Source organism: Streptococcus ovis DSM 16829 (assembly GCF_000380125.1).
Classification (GTDB): Bacteria; Bacillota; Bacilli; order Lactobacillales; family Streptococcaceae; genus Streptococcus; species Streptococcus ovis.
In genome coordinates this window covers 202,697-219,739 of the sequence record NZ_KB904562.1, presented here as the reverse complement: position 1 = coordinate 219,739, position 17,043 = coordinate 202,697, and the positions used below count along the sequence as shown (strand labels likewise).

General features: G+C 38.5%; 15 protein-coding genes. 3 read left to right on the top strand and 12 right to left on the bottom strand.

The genetic code is table 11. The features are described from left to right. Nucleotides 1-161: 161 nt before the first annotated feature. Complete coding sequence (locus A3I9_RS0101110) at nucleotides 162-1,148, top strand: helix-turn-helix domain-containing protein (RefSeq protein WP_018377242.1); 987 nt, start codon at nucleotides 162-164, stop codon at nucleotides 1,146-1,148. A 63-nt stretch (nucleotides 1,149-1,211) separates the two neighbouring features. Here A3I9_RS0101110 and A3I9_RS0101105 read toward each other — a convergent pair whose 3' ends face one another. From A3I9_RS0101105 to yaaA, 4 genes are all read right to left on the bottom strand, one after another. After that, nucleotides 1,212-1,829, bottom strand: a complete 618-nt coding sequence (locus A3I9_RS0101105; RefSeq protein WP_018377241.1) for a PepSY domain-containing protein — start codon at nucleotides 1,827-1,829, stop codon at nucleotides 1,212-1,214. A gap of 116 nt (nucleotides 1,830-1,945) precedes the next feature. Beyond that, nucleotides 1,946-3,457 carry a sensor histidine kinase gene (locus A3I9_RS0101100; RefSeq protein ID WP_018377240.1) on the bottom strand — a complete coding sequence of 504 codons (1,512 nt, stop codon included), beginning with the start codon at nucleotides 3,455-3,457 and terminating at the stop codon, nucleotides 1,946-1,948. Then, nucleotides 3,393-4,082, bottom strand: a complete 690-nt coding sequence (locus A3I9_RS0101095; protein ID WP_018377239.1) for a response regulator transcription factor — start codon at nucleotides 4,080-4,082, stop codon at nucleotides 3,393-3,395. Before A3I9_RS0101095 ends, A3I9_RS0101100 begins: the two co-directional genes overlap by 65 nt. Nucleotides 4,083-4,168: 86 nt before the next feature. Further along, nucleotides 4,169-4,903, bottom strand: coding sequence for a peroxide stress protein YaaA (gene yaaA / locus A3I9_RS0101090; RefSeq protein WP_018377238.1), 735 nt, complete (start codon nucleotides 4,901-4,903; stop codon nucleotides 4,169-4,171). Nucleotides 4,904-4,995: 92 nt separating this feature from the next. Here yaaA and A3I9_RS0101085 point away from each other — a divergent pair, with 92 nt between their 5' ends. Both A3I9_RS0101085 and trhA read left to right on the top strand, forming a co-directional pair. Further along, nucleotides 4,996-5,475 (top strand): DUF1836 domain-containing protein, encoded by a 480-nt coding sequence (locus A3I9_RS0101085; RefSeq protein ID WP_018377237.1) that lies wholly within the window; start codon nucleotides 4,996-4,998, stop codon nucleotides 5,473-5,475. Continuing rightward, the gene (gene trhA, locus A3I9_RS0101080; RefSeq protein ID WP_018377236.1) at nucleotides 5,459-6,109 is read left to right on the top strand and encodes a PAQR family membrane homeostasis protein TrhA; all 651 of its coding nucleotides are present in this window, start codon (nucleotides 5,459-5,461) and stop codon (nucleotides 6,107-6,109) included. The genes A3I9_RS0101085 and trhA overlap by 17 nt, the downstream gene beginning before the upstream one ends. A gap of 34 nt (nucleotides 6,110-6,143) precedes the next feature. On the opposite strand, the gene A3I9_RS0101075 is transcribed toward trhA, so the two are convergent. The 8 genes from A3I9_RS0101075 to A3I9_RS0101040 all read right to left on the bottom strand — a co-directional run bounded on the left by A3I9_RS0101075 (nucleotide 6,144) and on the right by A3I9_RS0101040 (nucleotide 17,038). Next, nucleotides 6,144-7,763 (bottom strand): glycoside hydrolase family 13 protein, encoded by a 1,620-nt coding sequence (locus A3I9_RS0101075; RefSeq protein WP_018377235.1) that lies wholly within the window; start codon nucleotides 7,761-7,763, stop codon nucleotides 6,144-6,146. Nucleotides 7,764-8,006: 243 nt separating this feature from the next. Continuing rightward, entirely contained in the window at nucleotides 8,007-9,581 is a 1,575-nt protein-coding gene (locus A3I9_RS0101070; RefSeq protein ID WP_018377234.1) for an ATP-binding cassette domain-containing protein, read from the bottom strand. Nucleotides 9,582-9,589: 8 nt separating this feature from the next. Beyond that, nucleotides 9,590-11,143: an ATP-binding cassette domain-containing protein gene (locus tag A3I9_RS0101065; RefSeq protein ID WP_018377233.1), complete on the bottom strand. Its 1,554-nt coding sequence runs from the start codon at nucleotides 11,141-11,143 to the stop codon at nucleotides 9,590-9,592. Between the two features lie 117 nt (nucleotides 11,144-11,260). Continuing rightward, nucleotides 11,261-12,109 (bottom strand): helix-turn-helix domain-containing protein, encoded by an 849-nt coding sequence (locus tag A3I9_RS0101060; protein WP_018377232.1) that lies wholly within the window; start codon nucleotides 12,107-12,109, stop codon nucleotides 11,261-11,263. A gap of 243 nt (nucleotides 12,110-12,352) precedes the next feature. Beyond that, complete coding sequence (gene gtfA, locus A3I9_RS0101055; protein WP_018377231.1) at nucleotides 12,353-13,798, bottom strand: sucrose phosphorylase; 1,446 nt, start codon at nucleotides 13,796-13,798, stop codon at nucleotides 12,353-12,355. A gap of 121 nt (nucleotides 13,799-13,919) precedes the next feature. Further along, nucleotides 13,920-14,750 (bottom strand): carbohydrate ABC transporter permease, encoded by an 831-nt coding sequence (locus A3I9_RS0101050; RefSeq protein WP_018377230.1) that lies wholly within the window; start codon nucleotides 14,748-14,750, stop codon nucleotides 13,920-13,922. 8 nt (nucleotides 14,751-14,758) lie between these two features. After that, on the bottom strand, nucleotides 14,759-15,634 hold the full coding sequence (locus A3I9_RS0101045) for a carbohydrate ABC transporter permease (RefSeq protein WP_018377229.1): 876 nt from the start codon (nucleotides 15,632-15,634) through the stop codon (nucleotides 14,759-14,761). A 168-nt stretch (nucleotides 15,635-15,802) separates the two neighbouring features. Then, the gene (locus A3I9_RS0101040) at nucleotides 15,803-17,038 is read right to left on the bottom strand and encodes an extracellular solute-binding protein (protein WP_018377228.1); all 1,236 of its coding nucleotides are present in this window, start codon (nucleotides 17,036-17,038) and stop codon (nucleotides 15,803-15,805) included. Nucleotides 17,039-17,043 lie beyond the last annotated feature (5 nt).

Sequence of the window (17,043 nt, the reverse complement as noted above, 5' to 3'; positions counted from 1 at the left end):
AACTATAGGGTGTAAACGGTTTCTAATAAAAGGTTTAGTACCTAAACCCTTTATTTTTTAACTTTTGGAATACGGCCAATATGGAAAAATAAACTTTTATTTTTTCTTGAAATTAATTAAGGTTTAGTACACAAACTTCAGAGAAGGAGATTTTAATCTACATGACAGAGTTTATCTATATCTACAATATTCTCCTAATAGTCCTATATTCGATAACCATGGCTGTTTCATTGTATTTAGCAACATTTGATTCAAAGAACCAAAAAGAAAAACAATCACTTTTCTTAATCTTAAGTCTATACCTCCTTTTCTTTATTTTTGACAATCTTATCTTATCAATGACAGAAGTCATTTCAGAATTTGGCCATCACTATAATCAACAATACTTAGGTGTACCATTAGTAAAAACAATTATCTTTCTAGTTAATAATTTTTGTCAACTTTGGATAGTTACGTCACTTCGAAAAGAAAAATTGACAATTTTACATTGTATTCTTGTTCTAAGTACATTTATATGGATGCTTATTCCTTTTATGGAAAATTCTGCTCTCCGTGTTTATCTTTACTATCTACCCAATCAGTTACTTTTGATTTATACAGGATTCTATGCAAAATATTATCTTACGGAATTAAAAATTTCAGCTTTAACTAAAAACATTCTCAAAACAATTTCCTATATTTTTATAATTTTTGGAGTTCTCATTATACTCGAAGACACTTTTGTCATTTTTAACGTTGATTCGTACAATATATTGAATTTAAAAATTCAAAATAGGAATTTTTCAGAAGATGTTTTTTCAATCGTCATTTGTTTTTTTATTTTTTACTATGTATCAATCGCTCAAAAACAGAACGACTCACTAAGTGAGTTTACCCAAAATATTCTCTCTTCACCACTTACTGTTTCACAAGCTAAATCACCTGAACTCCTTGATAGTTTTTGTCAGAAATTTCACTTAACAGACCGTGAAAAAGAAATTTTTAGTCAACTTCTTCAACAAAAACACAACCAAGAAATTGCAAATGACCTCTACTTATCCATAGGAACTGTAAAGACACACATTCATAATAGATTTTTAAAGCTAGAAATTAGCAAGCGCCATCAAATTTTTGAAGTTTATCAAAATTTCCAAGATCAACGAAAATAATTTAGTATTATTATCTATAAAAAAACCGCTCAGCTTGCTACTGGGCGGTTTTCTTATTCTCTATTAGTCATTGATTGGTTCTTTGGATTTTTCAACGATGGCACCTGTTTCCGCATCGATGGTGTAGCTGTAATCTAAGCCAGCTTTGGGATCGTTGAAATCAACTTCATAATACTGTTTGCCGTTTTCCACATCTAATTGGACAAGCAGATTGACAACAGCTGTTTCCGCCACCCCTGCATCTTTCAAGGCTATTTCCTTGGCTTGAGTTTCTGTCATCGTTGGCGTTACTACAGCAGATGAGACAGCATTGGATGAAGTGGTTGTATCTGCAACTGCAACGGCATTATTAGAAGAAGCGACCGTTCCAACCACTTCATAGTCACGATCTAAGATACTTCCTGTTTCCGCATCAATCGTGTAATCATATTCACCTTCTGCTGTATTGAACGATACCTCGTAAGTTGCTTTCATGTCATCACTGTCTTTCTCAACTTGCGAAAAGATTAGGTCGCTATCAGTAACGCCAGCATTCTTCAAAGCAATCGCTTGTGCTTCTTCCGCGGAAATTTTATAACGAGAAGCTGAGTAGGCAAACCAGCCACCTGTTAATAAAATTGCTAAACCAACAACGCCCCCTGCGATCATGAAACCTTTTTTCTTTTTTGATATTTGAACCATTTTGATTCCCTCTTTTCTTATTGATATACCTAGTATATAAAAAACTGAGCCTAAAAGCTCGGTGAATTTGGTGTAAAATTGTGGCAAAAATGAGGCAATGGTTGAGGCAGTCTTCCTCAATTTAGGAAGGGAAGGAAAATAGTAAAGCAGGTTTCATCCGAGTGACTGACCACTCTAATCGTTCCATGGTGGGCTTCCACAATATCTTTTGTCATGGCCAAGCCTATTCCAAACTGACCACCCTGTCCCTTGTAGAAACGTTCAAAGATATGAGGTAAATCCTCAGATTGAATAGATTCGCCATCATTTGCAATCGCTATTTCTACTCCGTCTGCCAACTCCTTACAGGAAATACGGATGGTCGTCTTAGCATAACGCAGAGCATTTTTTAGAATATTACTAATGGCTCTTTCAAGCAAGTCTTCATCAGCCATGATTTCTGAATGACCGACTCCCAATTCATGTTGGAATATGAGATTCTTTGCATCCGCCTCTGCCTTCATTTTCCAACTGGCATCATAGAGCAAATCCTTGAGCGACACAGGTTCCAACTCCAATCTGGTTTGGATATCTTCCAAACGCGAAAAGGTGAGAATCTCATCTACCAACTGCTTCATTTTCTGACTTTCTGCCTGAATAATGCCTGCCGCTTCCTTAGGATTTTTGATAACTTCTGCCTGAATCCCTTCTGCATAGCCTTGAATTGACATGAGAGGTGTCCGCAATTCATGCGAAGCATTCTGGAAGAAAATTTGTTGACTGCGTTGACTCGCATCAATCATGTCACTCATGCCTTGGACAGAATGACCAATATCCTCCAACTCTTCATAGGTAACAGAAGGTAAAGACAATTCCTTTTCCCGTTTTCCAATCCGATAAATATAATCCTTTAGATCTAGAACTGCTTGATCCAATTTACCAGCCGTTATATAAATAAAGCCACTGGCTATCAAACCAACAATCACCATCAATATCGCCAGCATCCAATTGACTAAACGATCAAAGGATTGAATTGGCGTAATATTGGCAAAGACAAGAATATAGTAGCTTTGGTCATTCTCCTTGTTTTGACGAATATAATAGTCTTTGAATTGTCCTTCATACTCTTGAATCTTAACTGCGTAGGTCGTATCGTCTAAAGTAATGAAAACTGGGTGGCTACTTGCGTTTGCATCTTCAATCTCAGCCTCATCTGCCTCATCATCCTCGTCAAAAAATTCCCATTCATCTTCATGATCATAAAAATACCGAACAACCTCACCAGACACGACTGAGGCAGATAAATCATCCTGACTGGCAGACATATACTGGGTCTCATGAGCCTCATCGACGATAACATAGGTCGTTGAAAAAATATTATCTGCACCAATTTGCTTCGGTTCTTCGCCGATATACAAAGCATCTAAGGTATCATATTGATGCTGTACAGCTTGATTTACCTGTTCATCTATAAACAGCGATAAACTTAAATTAAAGAGGATAAAAATCAAAGCAAAAGCACCAACAATAATGACTAATGGTTGCACAAAGAGGGTTCGTTTAAGGGGAATTTTCCTCTCCTGATTAACCTTCCATTTCTTTTTGAACCAATTTAAAGCCGTACCCCCAGACTGTTTCAATTTGAACATCACACTCCACCTGTCTTAATTTTTTCCGCAAACGCTTGATGGTATCGTCTGTCACTCGCGTCTCCACATCGCTCTCATACCCCCAAACCCGCGTCAGCAATTCATCTCGCGACACCGCTTCTTCCTGATGACTCAGTAAAACTTTCAACAGTTCAAACTCCGTATTGGTCAGTTTGATGATTTCATTTTGGAACATAGCAGAGCGGTCCTTCTCAGATACAGTCAAACCTCCATAACTTAGTTCCTCAGAAGAAGAAAGTCCCTTAGGCTGGCGCGCTAAAATCGCCTTGATCCGTAAGGTTAATTGGACAGGAGAAAAAGGTTTTGTAAAGTAATCATCTGCACCAGCAGAAAATCCGTCCACAAAATCCTTGTCACTATCCCTAGCCGTCAGGAGAATAATCGGCACATCAGAACGCTTCCGAATCGCTGTCGCAATGCCAAAGCCATCTGTCCCAGGTATCATCACATCCAAAATCACCACATCCGCTTCTGCTTCCATAAAGCGCAGCAAGAGTTGATCCCCAGTTTCAAATAACTCAACTTCGATGTCTGCTTCTGTTAAAAATGAGCCAATGAGTTCGCGGATATTTTTTTCATCATCTGCAATATAGACCTTTGCCACTACTTGCTCCTCGCTGTCCTTTTTCTAAATCATACCATATTTCCATACAAAAATGGCAAACACAACGCATTTGCCACAGAATTACCTTAAAGTTCAGCTGTTCTCACAAAGACCAGCTTGTGAGATTCTGACAAATCAGCTCGATACTGGAAATCATCGATTGTCAGTTTTTTAATGTCTTCCACCGTTTGTACTTGCTGCCGTGCCATCTCAGACACCATACGACCTCGCCCTTTTTTAGAAATGGTCGAATGTATTTTCAACTGACCTGACCGGTCTTCCATAAAAATGATTTTCACAAAACGCTTTTGAACGTCTGGTGAGAAAACCGCCTCAAATTCAGAAGAAAGCAAGGAAACAATCACGTCATCATCAGCCACTACACTATCATACTGACTACGCCAAAATTGTTTGAGTCCCTCTTGTTCAATTTTCAAATTACCTTGAAAATCCAAGCGGTGAGGTGCAATCGGCTCAAAAAGAGAAATGGCTCCATAGAAACCAGTCGTAATAAAGACCGTCTCCCGTAAATAGGCTTCTTCTTTCTCTGATAAATCACGCCGTTGCATATAGCGATACATGAGTCCATCGTAGAGTTGCCAAGCAGGATACAGTTTTGCCTGACCTTGGGCAATTCGCAACCAACGGTCTGCTTCTAACTCTGTCCTGTCTACTTTCAGCTGATAAAACTTAGCCAAGTCTTCTACTGACATGGCTTGCAACACGTTTAAAATCGCACGACTTTCACCAGATAAAGGCTGAAAAGGCAAATTATCAAGATTTGTATTTAGTTCTTTTGCGTTTGGAATGAGTATTTTCATATTTTTATTGTAGCATAATTTCTTTTTACTTGACAACAAATCTTTTAAATAGTATTATCTAGTTATTAAAACTAGATAAAGTGGTGATTATAATGAAACAACTACCTAACTGGAAAGAATTGCCTAGCCTAGATCTCTATCTAGACCAAGTTTTACTTTATGTCAATCAAGAAACAGCTACCTATCTCAGCCATTCTGAAAAACCTTTGACAGCGGCCATGGTGAACAATTATGTCAAACATGGTTATCTACCAAAACCGGTAAAGAAAAAGTATGGTCGCTTGCAAATTGCTCGCCTTATTGTGCTGACCCTTTGTAAACCAATCTTTGCGATTACAGATATTTGCCAGATGATTGAAGTACATTATCAAGATGCAGATTCGAAAGTTCTGTATGATTGCTTTGTGGATTGCCTCATGGGAAAAGAACAAGATGAAGTCCCAGAACTCATTCTCAAAGCCTGTCAAGCCATTCAAGCTTATCAAGAGGCAATGAAATTAATTGACAGTCTTACTGAAACAACAAGTCCGAACAATATGAAAGAAGGTATAGCTAATGAATCGAACTTTTAAACTCTCTACTCAACTCAGTTTTGGTGAAGAAGTTGCTAATGCTGTCACCCATGCTATCAGTGCTTTTATCATGTTGATGCTCCTGCCCTTCTCAGCTATTTACACCTATAATGCTTACGGAGCTATGCAGGCTTTTGGAGTTTCGATTTTTGTCATCAGTCTCTTTCTGATGTTTCTCTCATCCACTATCTACCACTCCATGTCCTATGGCTCTACTCATAAGTATATTTTACGGATAATCGATCACAGCATGATTTACATCGCTATTGCAGGAAGTTATACTCCAGTAGTTCTCGCCCTAATGAATAACTGGAAAGGTTACATCATACTGGTTCTCCAGTGGGGGACGACTATCTTTGGCATTCTTTATAAAATCTTCGCCAAAAAGGTGAATGAACGTTTCAGTCTAGCCCTTTACCTCATCATGGGCTGGTTAATTGTCTTTATCCTCCCAGCTGTTGTCCAGCAGACCACACTTCCATTTTGGCTCCTTATGTTGGCAGGAGGACTAGCCTATACCATCGGTGCAGGATTTTATGCCAAGAAAAAACCCTATTTCCATATGATCTGGCATTTATTTATCATTTTGGCCAGTGCTCTTCAATACATGGCTATTGTATTTTATATGCAGTAAAAAGAACCTCCGCAGAGGTTCTTTTTACTATGTTTTATTTCAAGCACAGGCAGAAGGCATCCCATGGTGCAAGAGCTCCTTTTTCCAAAACAGCTGCTACATCCGTATTGGCAATGACAACAGAATCAGAAAACTCACCAATCTCTGCGACTGCAAGTTCCTGTTCTTCTCCTGAAAGATTGACCACTACTAAGTATGTTGTATTGTCCGTTGACCGTTTATAAGCAAAAACCTTATCAGTTGTTTCCAAGAGTGTGAAATCTGCTTCAACTAGCCAACTTTCTTTCTTACGGAGAGCTACTAATTTCTGATAGGTGTAGAAGATAGAATTCGGATTCTCCAGTGCTGCTTGAACATTGATTGTCTTGTGATTTGGGTGAACTGCCAACCAAGTTTTCTCTGCTGTGGAAAAACCAGCTTGTGGTGTATCATCCCACTGCATCGGAGTCCGAGCATTGTCCCGTCCGATATAGCGAATACTGTCCATAATATCCGCTTCAGACTTTCCTGCCTCTAGTGCTTCACGCGCATAATTCAAGGATTCAATATCATCTAGTTGACCCAGATTTTCAAACGGATAATTGGTCATCCCAATCTCTTCTCCCTGGTAAATGTACGGAGTCCCACGCATGAGGTGGAGCAAAATCGCTAGGGCTTTGGCTGATTTTTCATGATATTCTTCTGTATCTCCCCAGATAGAAAGAACCCGTGGTAAATCATGATTTTCCCAGAATAATGAATTCCATCCTTGACCCAATTCCAACTCGGTTTGCCATTTATTAAAAATTTTCTTCAACGCAGGAACGTCAAGTTCGTTTTCATAATCCCATTTTGGTGCATTTGGCTTGTGCTGAAGACCAATATGCTCAAATTGAAAGACCATGGACAATTCTTTACGTTCAGGATTAGAATAGAGCTTAGCGATTTCAGGCGTGGCTCCCCATGTTTCCCCAACAGTTAACAAATCCTTTCCTGCTAGGCTAAATTGGTGCATTTCCTGTAAATAATCATGTAGCTTGGGACCATTTTCTTTAATTGACTGGTCTGGGACTTTCCCAATCATGTCAATGACATCCATCCGAAATCCAGCAACTCCTTTGTCCACCCAACGATTCATCATGTCATAAATCTGATGGCGAAGTTCCTCATTTTCCCAGTTCAAATCTGGTTGTTTTTTACTAAAGAAATGGAGATAGTATTGGCCACTTTTTGTATCATACTCCCAAGCAGAACCACTAAAAACGGAGAGCAATTCATTAGGCTCATCCCGCCAAATATAGTAATCTCGCTTAGGACTATCAGGATTTTCCCTAGCTTCTACAAACCAAGCATGCTCATCAGAGGTATGATTAACAACCAAATCCATAATAATTTTGATACCACGTTGATGGGCCTGCGCTAGCAATTCCTCCATATCTGCCATATTCCCAAACAGATCAGCAATCGCTTCATAGTCTGAAATATCATAGCCATTATCATCCATAGGCGACTGATAAACAGGAGATAACCAAATCGCTGTAATTCCTAGATACTGCAAATAATCCAGTTTGCTGATAATCCCTTTTAAATCACCAACCCCATCACCATCACTATCCATGAATGATTTAGGATAAATCTGATAGATCGTTGCCTGATGCCACCAATGTTGTTCCATAAAGTACTCCTTTTCATCATTTTAATCCCTTATAGTATAGCAAACGTTTTCATTTTATGGCAATAGGAAAGCTGCCAAATTTCTTTGTGCAGCTTGCCTCATTTTCTATCTATAGCGCTACAACGAGTGCTTGATAGGGGAATAGCGTCAAAATCGTTGTGTCTATGTTCACTTCCCCATAATTGTTGAGCAGCACTTCTTTGATGCCCTGATCCAGAGTGACCGCTTTTCTTATTGGTCATTTTAATCTCTAACTTGCGATAGATCAATCTCACCATCATAGACAAAATCATCATCAATATGGTGGGCGATTTCAATAACAGTGACTGGTAGATTAAATAGCAGATTTCGAATGTTCTTGGCATTTTCAGCATCAAGCGGAGCTGTCACTTCATCTGCAAGAAGAACATCTTTTTGTCTAATCAGACTGCGTGCAATTTCAAGCCGTGCCCGTTGTCCACCAGAAATATTTTCCCCATTATTCACAATTTGGTACTCTAAAACATTATCAATCTCAGACGTCAAACCTACCTGCTCTAGCTTTTCCAATAATATGGCATCGGAAAATTCAGCTCCTAGTGTCAAATTATATCGAATGCTATCATTAAAGAGATAAGGTGACTGAGCAATTAAACCGATCCGCTGTTGGTAATCTTTCGTCACCTGACCGCCATCAAGTACCATCGTTAGCCCGCCTTTGTCTGGAATTAATTCTTGTAACATTAGTTTAAAGAGGGTTGATTTTCCAGAGCCACTTGGTCCTTTAATCAAGTATTTCTTCCCTTTTTCAAAGCGATAAGAGAAATCAGAAAATAGCACCCTACCTGCAAAAGATTTGGTCAATTGATGACATGCTAACGCTTTAAAACTTTTAGTAGATACTGAACTTGTCTGAACGTTAGGGATATCCTGTGCCAATATTTGATCGAATTTATCAGAAATAGCCTTTGCTCCTTTGAGCCTAAAAATATCGTTAATGATATTCATCAAAGGTTGTTCCAGACGTGTTGCCGCAATAAACATCGCAATCAGGTCAGTCGTTCTCAAATCTGTCCCTACTGTCATCAAAACCAGGCCTAAAAAGATTGGTAAGAATTGAGACACAAAGAGCATCAGATTGGCTAAAAAGGCAAAAAAAGATTGATAGATCCCAAATGTTTGCCGTGACTTTTCATAGTATGCTGATTGTTTTTGAAGCACTTTAAAACTAGGAGAAAGAGCTTGATTCTGAGCCAATGTTGACCTTCCAGCAATCGTATCACTCAATGAACTCAGTAATTTCTGTCTTTCTGCGGCTTGTTCGCCCCCTTTTTGCTCTGCTATTTTACTAATTCTAAGTTGAACAATTAAGAAAAGAAAGGCACAGACAATAAACAGCAAATCAATCGGTATATTTTTGGACAAGAGGTAGATACTAAGTAAGAGGAAATTACTAATATGTGCAACAAGGAGAATACTAGGGCTAATATGATTCCAGAGATAATATTCGACATCCTGTGTCAATAGCGAAATTTTCTTATCATTGCCCATTTTCTGATGACCTAACATCAACTGCTGATAGAGACGAAGTCGAATGTTGCCACAACCAATGGTCATTATCTGGTTCAGTAAGAGATTGGCAATAAACATGACAGCATATAAGAGCAAATAGAGTGTCAGTCCATAGACCAAAAAATCCCATGTCTCTTTGCGGCTATTTAACGCTGTAAGGTCGAAGATTTTGTCTGTCATCAATGGTTCAATGAGAAAGACAAAACTGTTTAAAACACTGGAGATGAGGGCTAACGTCACCAAAAATTTATTAAAATACTTAAACATCTCATCACCTACAATTCTATCACAGCATCATAAACGATTGCTTCGTCCACATGGTGAGCCACTTCAATAATGGTCACTGGCAACGAGAAAATCAACTCTCTTACTCTTCGAGCATTGTCTTTATCCAAAGCAGCAGTTACCTCATCCAAAAGCAAAATATCCTTTTGACGGAGTAAAAATCTTGCTAGCTCTATCCTGATACGCTGACCACCTGAAACATTACTACCATTATTTTCAATTTGGAAATCTAAGCCTTCAGGGAATTCTTCAAGTAAATGAACTTGCTTTAATACTTTGGTCATTTCTTCACGGGAAAAAGTCTGATTCAGACAGATATTTTCTTCTAGAGTTCCATTAAAGAGAAAAGGCGATTGACTCACCATCCCGATATTGGCTTGGTAAGTCTCAAAGACTCGATTGTCATTTGTCACAAGAGCAACTTTTCCAGAATCTACAGTCTCACCCTTGATGATATTTAGTAAGGTCGTTTTTCCTCGTCCACTGGCTCCCTTAATCAAATATTTTTTCCCTTTTTCAAAGGTATAGGAAAATTCTTGAAAAATGGATTTCTCTCCATAGGATTTTGTGATATCTTCCAAAGTCAGGACCTCAAAATCAGGGATGTATGGAACTTCTGCTTCATCAACAGGCTTATCCATTAGTTCATAGATTTTTGTTTTGATCGAGTTGGCAGCCTGCATGCTAAATGTTGCATACATCATATTTTGAAGAGGACTGGACAAACTACTTGAAGCAATAAACATGGCTACAAGAGAAGATACGGGAATATGACCAAACGTATTTGGAAATAAGAAATAAATACCAACTGGCAATACACGCCCTAAAAACTGTGTCAAACCATTACAGAAAAAGAGAAAATTAGACAAGTAATAATAATTGCGACGAGCTGTTTCGTAGGTTATTACTTGGTTTTTAAGTTTACCATAGGTAGTCTCAAAAGCCTGATGATGTAATAAAGTACTTCCACCATTAACATAATCCATCAGTAAACCCATCGAATGTTCTCGCTCCTCGCTCTGCTTTTGTCCAAAAGCGTCCGAAACTTTACTTAAAAACAATTGTGGTAATGGGCGTAAAAGAGAACCAAGAATAAAGAGAAGCGCTAGAACAGGATTTAAGCTGATTAAATAAATAGACACTACAAGGAAAAGCATTCCATTTTTGGGCAAACGCATAACCTGCGTCACATAATTATCATAGAAAAACTCTAGGTCTTGACTAAGAAAATTGGTCGTCTCATGTTGGTCTATTGACTCCTTCGTTAAGAGGAACGTCTTTGTCAATTTATCCCGCAAAGCTAACATGATGCGTTTACAAGACATATCGTAAACTACATTTGCTCCAAACTCTAGACCATAGAATACCAAATAGGTCAATAACCCCACAGCAAAGAGTTTCCACAAAGAATTAAAATCAGATATCGTATCAATCGCAATAACCTTTTTAATCACGAGTGATTGTAAAATACTAGCAAAGCCACCCAGAATAAAGGTAAGAAGGGCGACATACTTGAATTTTCCAAGATAAGACAATAGTTTCATGATATTTCCTCCGAATTAAACCACCTAGACATAACCAGTGAAAGCAATCAATGGCTAATCCCTTTAAGTATATCACTCTCAACTTCTACTAAAAATTTTTCCCATATCTGCGTATTACTACAAATTATCTAAATGCTTACGATAAATCTGTGCCAGTTGATCACTCCCAGCTAACATCATCGCTTCAATACATTTCTGCATCCCTACAATGGCCCCTTGGTTACCCGATTCGCGATAGTCATAAAAATGTTTAGCATACTGGAAAACCAAGCGCTCATAAATTTCTGTCTCAATGAAAAAACACTGATTTAATTGCTTTTCAAAATACAAGGCATCAAGTAACTTTCCTCTTTCAATACAGGTGATATACCCATTTAATAGCATTGTGGAAATTAAACGCCTATTATTAGGAATTTCTTTATAAAAATCTGAGCGCCGGATCATTTCCCTAGCCAAAACCATGAAAACATCATGTTTTAGGACATCTAAAGTATTTGAAAAAATCAAGAGTTCATAATTCCCCCAGTATTCTACGCTAAATAAATAGTCAGTTAAATCCTCCAACTCCTTCTCATCGTAATAATTTTCTCCCGACAAATCTTGCAAGCGAATTCTCAATAAAATAGTATTGATTCGATGAAATTTCCTTCCTGTATTTTCTAATTCTATCTGAGCGTGAAGCAACTGTTTCATGCCTTCAATATCGTGAGTTGATACAAAATGCCGAACTTTTGACAAGAGTTCATTTAGTTCATCCCGGTGAAAATCATGCACAGCATACATAAACTCGTCAATAGGCATGTTAATGGCATCTAAAATAGCTATGAATTTTGAAATCGTCAAATCCGTCTCACCTTTTTCAAAACGTGAGAGCTGAGAGGTTGATATACCAGCCTTTGCCACATCTTTTAATCGTAAACCTCTTGATTCTCGAAAAGTCTTGAACATCACTCCAAAATGCCTCATACTTTACCTCCATTACGCATATATGGGAACCTATTCCAATTGAAACAATCGTATCATATTCTCATAAAAAAACAAAGTGAAAATTATCACATAAAACTCTCACACTTTGTTCTTACTATGTCCTTGAAAAATTGGATAATAGCGCTATACAAAAATGAAAAAATCTAGTTGCTAACCATAAATCAACTAGATTTTTTCATTTTTTTGATTACGACTCCTGCACTCAGTATTGCAGACGAAGTGTTACTCAAATGCTAATCTTTCTCCATTTTCGACTACTGTGTAAGTCAGTTCTTTCAAATCAAGAGTTGCTTCTGCGACTACTGACTTGTCCGCATTGTGACGAGTAATAATAATCGTATGCTCATTTGGTGTTGCTACCTCAATACCACCATCTAGGTCAAAGGCTGCGCTCTGATTACGGTAGGTAAAGAGTTTTAGAAGAGCTTTGACCACTGGGCGTTCTACTTCTTGAGCGATTTCTTCGCTTGTGTAGTAGTGACGGTTGATATTACGACCTTCCTTGGTACTTTCAAGCAGCTCTAAGTCGTTCTTTCCAGCTAAGAACCCTACATAATACACTTGTGGGATCCCTGGTGCAAAGGCTTGGATAAGACGGGCAAGGAAATATTTCTTGTCATCATCACCGAGAGCCGAATAGTAGGTCGAGTTAATTTGATAAATATCCAAATTATTGTACTCAGCTGAAGAATATTTCCGTTTGACATTGGCACCGACTTTATAAAGCTCATTTGATGCAAAGTCAATTTCTTCATCTGTCAAAATATCTTTGACATCGACCACACCAATCCCATCATGTGTATCCAGCGTTGTGAATTGCTTCATCGGACTCATCTTCAACCATTTGGCCAATTGATTCGTATGAGTGGAATAAAGAGCATGAAGCGTCACCATTGGAAGCGCAAAATCATAGACATAGTAGTCGTGATCCGCAATCTTGAACTGAATCGTATAATGTTCATGAATTTCAGGAAGTAACTCTGCTCCAGCTTCTGCTGCCATGTCGCGCACCTTGTCCAGCAAGTCCCAAATTTCAGGCTCCACAAAGAAATCATTGGTATCCAATTTCTTCACAGCATAGGCAAAGGCATCCAAACGGATTAAATCACAACCATTTGCCGCCAAGTGTTCAATGGTCTTTTTGATAAAGTCCATGGTCACTTCTTTTGTCACATCAAGGTCGATTTGTTCCTCACCAAAGGTATTCCAGAGATGCTCTTTTGAGCCATCTGCAAAGACAATTTCCTGCATTGGGGCTTTATCCTTACGTTTGTAAATCAAATCGACATCTTCTTTTGTTGGACGATTTTCAGGCCAGAATTTTTCCCAGCGTAGGAATAAATCAGCGTATTCTGACTCGTCCTTCTTTTCTTGGAAATCCTTGTAATACTTAGATTGACGGGAAATATGATTGATCATAAAGTCGAACATGAGGTAATATTTCTCCCCAAGACGCTTCACATCATCCCAGTCACCAAAGGCGGAATCGACCTCATCATAATCCACTGGTGCAAAACCACGGTCGCCTGTTGATGGAAAAAATGGAAGTAGGTGCACACCACCCACCGCATCACCGAAATACTTGCTCAAGTTTTCATCTAGCTCTTTTAGATTTTTTCCTAAACTATCCGAATAAGTGATGAGCATCGTCTTATTTGTAATGGCCATAAATTGTTGTGTCCTCCGATTTTTATATTTCTTTCATCATAACAAAAATAGCGCTTTCATTATAGGGGCATTCCAGCTGAAAATTTAGGACAGTTTGCACAAAAATACAAACTACCTTTTTCTATTTTACAGCACCGCTGGTCATACCAGAGATAATATTTTTTTGGAAAATGAGATAAACAATCAGAATTGGAATAATCCCTACAACATAAGATGCAAAACTTGGTCCATAATCACTGAAGTACATGCCTTGGTAATTGTATTGGAACAGAGGTAGTGTCCACAGATTTTGATCTTTGTTCAAAACAAGTAATGGTAGGAGAAAGTCATTCCATAGCCAAAGAGCATTGATAATCAAAACGGTCGCGTGCATTGGCTTCATTAAAGGAAAGATAATCCGCCAATACATAGTGAACTTGTCACAGCCATCAATCGCTGCCGCTTCATCCATATCCGCAGGGACGATGGTCTTAATGTAGCCTACATAGAGAAAAAGCGTTTGTGGTACTGCATAGGCTAGGTAGAGCAAAATCAAACCTGTGATATTGCTAAGTCCTAAGGTTGACATCAGTTTAGTCATTGGAATCATAATAACCTGAAAAGGTACAAAAATTCCGATAATCAACAGCATGTACATTATAGCGAACGCCTTATTACGGTCCATATGCCGGGCAATTGCAAAGGCTGCCATCGGAATAATAGCGATAATCAACGCTACTCCGACTACTGTAATCAGGGCAGAATTGCCAAAGTATTGGGTAACACCATCTTCAAAGAGACGAATATAATTATCTAGGATAAATTCTTCTGGAAAGCCAAAAAAGTTTCCTGTAATCTCACTCGTTGGTTTAAAAGAACTGATGACAGTCATCACCAATGGAAGCAACATCATCAAGATCCCTGCAAAGAGAATGAGGTAAACCCACCAATTTTTTTGCTTTTTATTTGCCATCTGACACCTCACACTTCAAATTTACGTGATACAGAAATCTGAATCACAGAAATAATAGCTATAATCAAGAATAATATGACAGCTAAAGCATTTGCATACGAAAATTTATTGTCTACAAAGGCATAGTTATAGACTAAGAGCCCCAATGATTCTGTCTTGCCGTCTGGTCCTCCTTTTGTCAATGAGAAAATCAGATCAAAAGCTGTGAGCCCAGACTTCAAAGCCAAAATGAAGACCATAGAAATAGATGGAAGCAAGAAAGGCAATTCAATATTCAAGAACTTCTGACGACGATTGGCACCATCGATTTCAGCGGCTTCGAGTATATCGGAAGGAATGCTTTGAAGACCAGCTAGAAAAATGATAATCGGCATCGCCAAACCTTGCCAGAGTGCAACAAAGATGGCTGATGGGATAACGGTATGTTCTTGAACAAGCAGATTCTCAGATAACCAGTCTATTCCCAACAGCTCACCAATCTGTGGCAAGCCATAGTTGAATAGTTGGCTAAAGATCAATCCGAGTGTCACGGTTGATAAAACAGCTGGGAAAAAATACCATGTTCGGAAAAAACCAAGCGCCTTAATTTTTCGATTCAGTAAAGTTGCCATAAAGATACCAATCACAATTTCCCCAACTAATAGTCCAATGGTAAACAAAATGGTGAACGTAATACTAGTATAGAAATGACTGTCTTTTAGCACATCTATATAATTTTGAATCCCAATGACCTTAAATGAGCTACTCAAACCATTCCAGTCAGTCAAACTATAAAAAATCCCTTGAATAAGTGGATAAAAGAAAAACAAGGCTTGTAACATGATTGGAACAAGGACAAATAAATATGCCCAATACCTCTCAATAAATCCTTTATTTTTTACCATAAACTGCCTCCTCATCATCTGATTGAAATACTGAAACAACTGACATATGAGAACAGGTTAGTTTCTCATGTGTCAATCGTCCCTGTTCTATCATTGATTAAAATAAGAGGAGATCGAGAATAATCTCCCAACCTCCTCGTTGACTTTATTCAGATAAAATGACCTGATTTATTTTTTCATCGGATCAAAGAATGCGTTCAAATCTTTCGCTAATTCTGCTGCATCAGGTTTCTTGACCGTTTCAACCGTCACATTCCAAAATTCGTCTTCTGATTCCCATTCGCTTTGAAGCCAAACTGGGTGAAACTCTGTAAAGGCAAGTTCTGTTACCCCTGCAATTTCTTGGAATTTACCTTCTGTTTCTACTCCTTCTACCGCAGTTGGTGAACCATCAACGTCATAATATTTTTGGAAGACTTCTTTGCTTGAGATATAGCTCAAGAATTTCTGTGCCTCTTTTTGATGCTTTGATTCTTTACTGATGGAAAGTGCCATATCTGCTGCACCAACCGTATATGTCTTACCATCTTCTGTCGGAAAGGCAAACATGCCATATTCAAAGTCTGGTTTTTGCTGATTCACAACGGTCGCTGCCCAAGTCCCTTGTGGCATCATCAAGGCTTCACCTTTGGCAAAGGCTGCTACTGCATCTGCATACTTGGCACCGGTAAATCCTTTTTGGCCATTATCTGTCAACAATGCTAAGCGTTCAAGAACAGCTGTCGTAGCTGGATCGGTTGCAGAAATTGCTCCTTTTCCGCTACGAATCAATTTATCTTGGGCACCATCAAAACCACCTGCAACTGTAATCCAAGCCAACTGATGATAGCCATTGAGTGACCATGCATCCCCCAATGACAAGGCAAATGGTGCTACTGAACCATCTTTTTTGATGGCTGCTACTAACTCTTTAAAGTCAGCATAAGTCGTTGGAACTTTCAAGCCCATCTTTTCAAATGCTGTCTTATTGTAATAGATACCATAGGCATTAGCATTAAGTGGTAAGGAGTAGACTTTACCATCCACAGCATACGTATCTGCTGCTCCAGCTTTTAGGTTGGACAGACCTGCATCATCTGTTAATTCAACAAAACGTCCATCAGCTGCATACTCTTTAAAGTCAGCATTCTGTGGATAGATATTGATAATATCGGGTGCTTCTTCATTTGCCATACGTGTTTTCAACACTGTTCCTGGATCCGGTACACTGGTGAATTTGACATCAATTTCTGGGTTTTCTTTTTCGAAATCTTTGACGATTTCTTCCAAAGTGGCTTTCATCTCAGGTTTTTGCGAGAAGAATTCAATTTGGACAGTGTCACTGCTTTGGCCATTGCCACAAGCAACTAAGAAGCTAGCAAATGCACAAACACTTGCACATTTTAAGAAAGTTTTGAATTTCATAAGAT

Excerpts from the sequence above, each read along its gene's own strand:
- A3I9_RS0101110 (WP_018377242.1), top strand. The coding sequence starts at position 162 with ATGACAGAGTTTATCTATATCTACAATATTCTCCTAATAGTCCTATAT.
- A3I9_RS0101105 (WP_018377241.1), bottom strand. The coding sequence starts at position 1,829 with ATGGTTCAAATATCAAAAAAGAAAAAAGGTTTCATGATCGCAGGGGGC.
- A3I9_RS0101100 (WP_018377240.1), bottom strand. The coding sequence starts at position 3,457 with ATGTTCAAATTGAAACAGTCTGGGGGTACGGCTTTAAATTGGTTCAAA.
- yaaA (WP_018377238.1), bottom strand. The coding sequence starts at position 4,903 with ATGAAAATACTCATTCCAAACGCAAAAGAACTAAATACAAATCTTGAT.
- A3I9_RS0101085 (WP_018377237.1), top strand. The coding sequence starts at position 4,996 with ATGAAACAACTACCTAACTGGAAAGAATTGCCTAGCCTAGATCTCTAT.
- trhA (WP_018377236.1), top strand. The coding sequence starts at position 5,459 with ATGAATCGAACTTTTAAACTCTCTACTCAACTCAGTTTTGGTGAAGAA.
- A3I9_RS0101075 (WP_018377235.1), bottom strand. The coding sequence starts at position 7,763 with ATGGAACAACATTGGTGGCATCAGGCAACGATCTATCAGATTTATCCT.
- A3I9_RS0101070 (WP_018377234.1), bottom strand. The coding sequence starts at position 9,581 with ATGTTTAAGTATTTTAATAAATTTTTGGTGACGTTAGCCCTCATCTCC.
- A3I9_RS0101065 (WP_018377233.1), bottom strand. The coding sequence starts at position 11,143 with ATGAAACTATTGTCTTATCTTGGAAAATTCAAGTATGTCGCCCTTCTT.
- A3I9_RS0101060 (WP_018377232.1), bottom strand. The coding sequence starts at position 12,109 with ATGAGGCATTTTGGAGTGATGTTCAAGACTTTTCGAGAATCAAGAGGT.
- gtfA (WP_018377231.1), bottom strand. The coding sequence starts at position 13,798 with ATGGCCATTACAAATAAGACGATGCTCATCACTTATTCGGATAGTTTA.
- A3I9_RS0101050 (WP_018377230.1), bottom strand. The coding sequence starts at position 14,750 with ATGGCAAATAAAAAGCAAAAAAATTGGTGGGTTTACCTCATTCTCTTT.
- A3I9_RS0101045 (WP_018377229.1), bottom strand. The coding sequence starts at position 15,634 with ATGGTAAAAAATAAAGGATTTATTGAGAGGTATTGGGCATATTTATTT.
- A3I9_RS0101040 (WP_018377228.1), bottom strand. The coding sequence starts at position 17,038 with ATGAAATTCAAAACTTTCTTAAAATGTGCAAGTGTTTGTGCATTTGCT.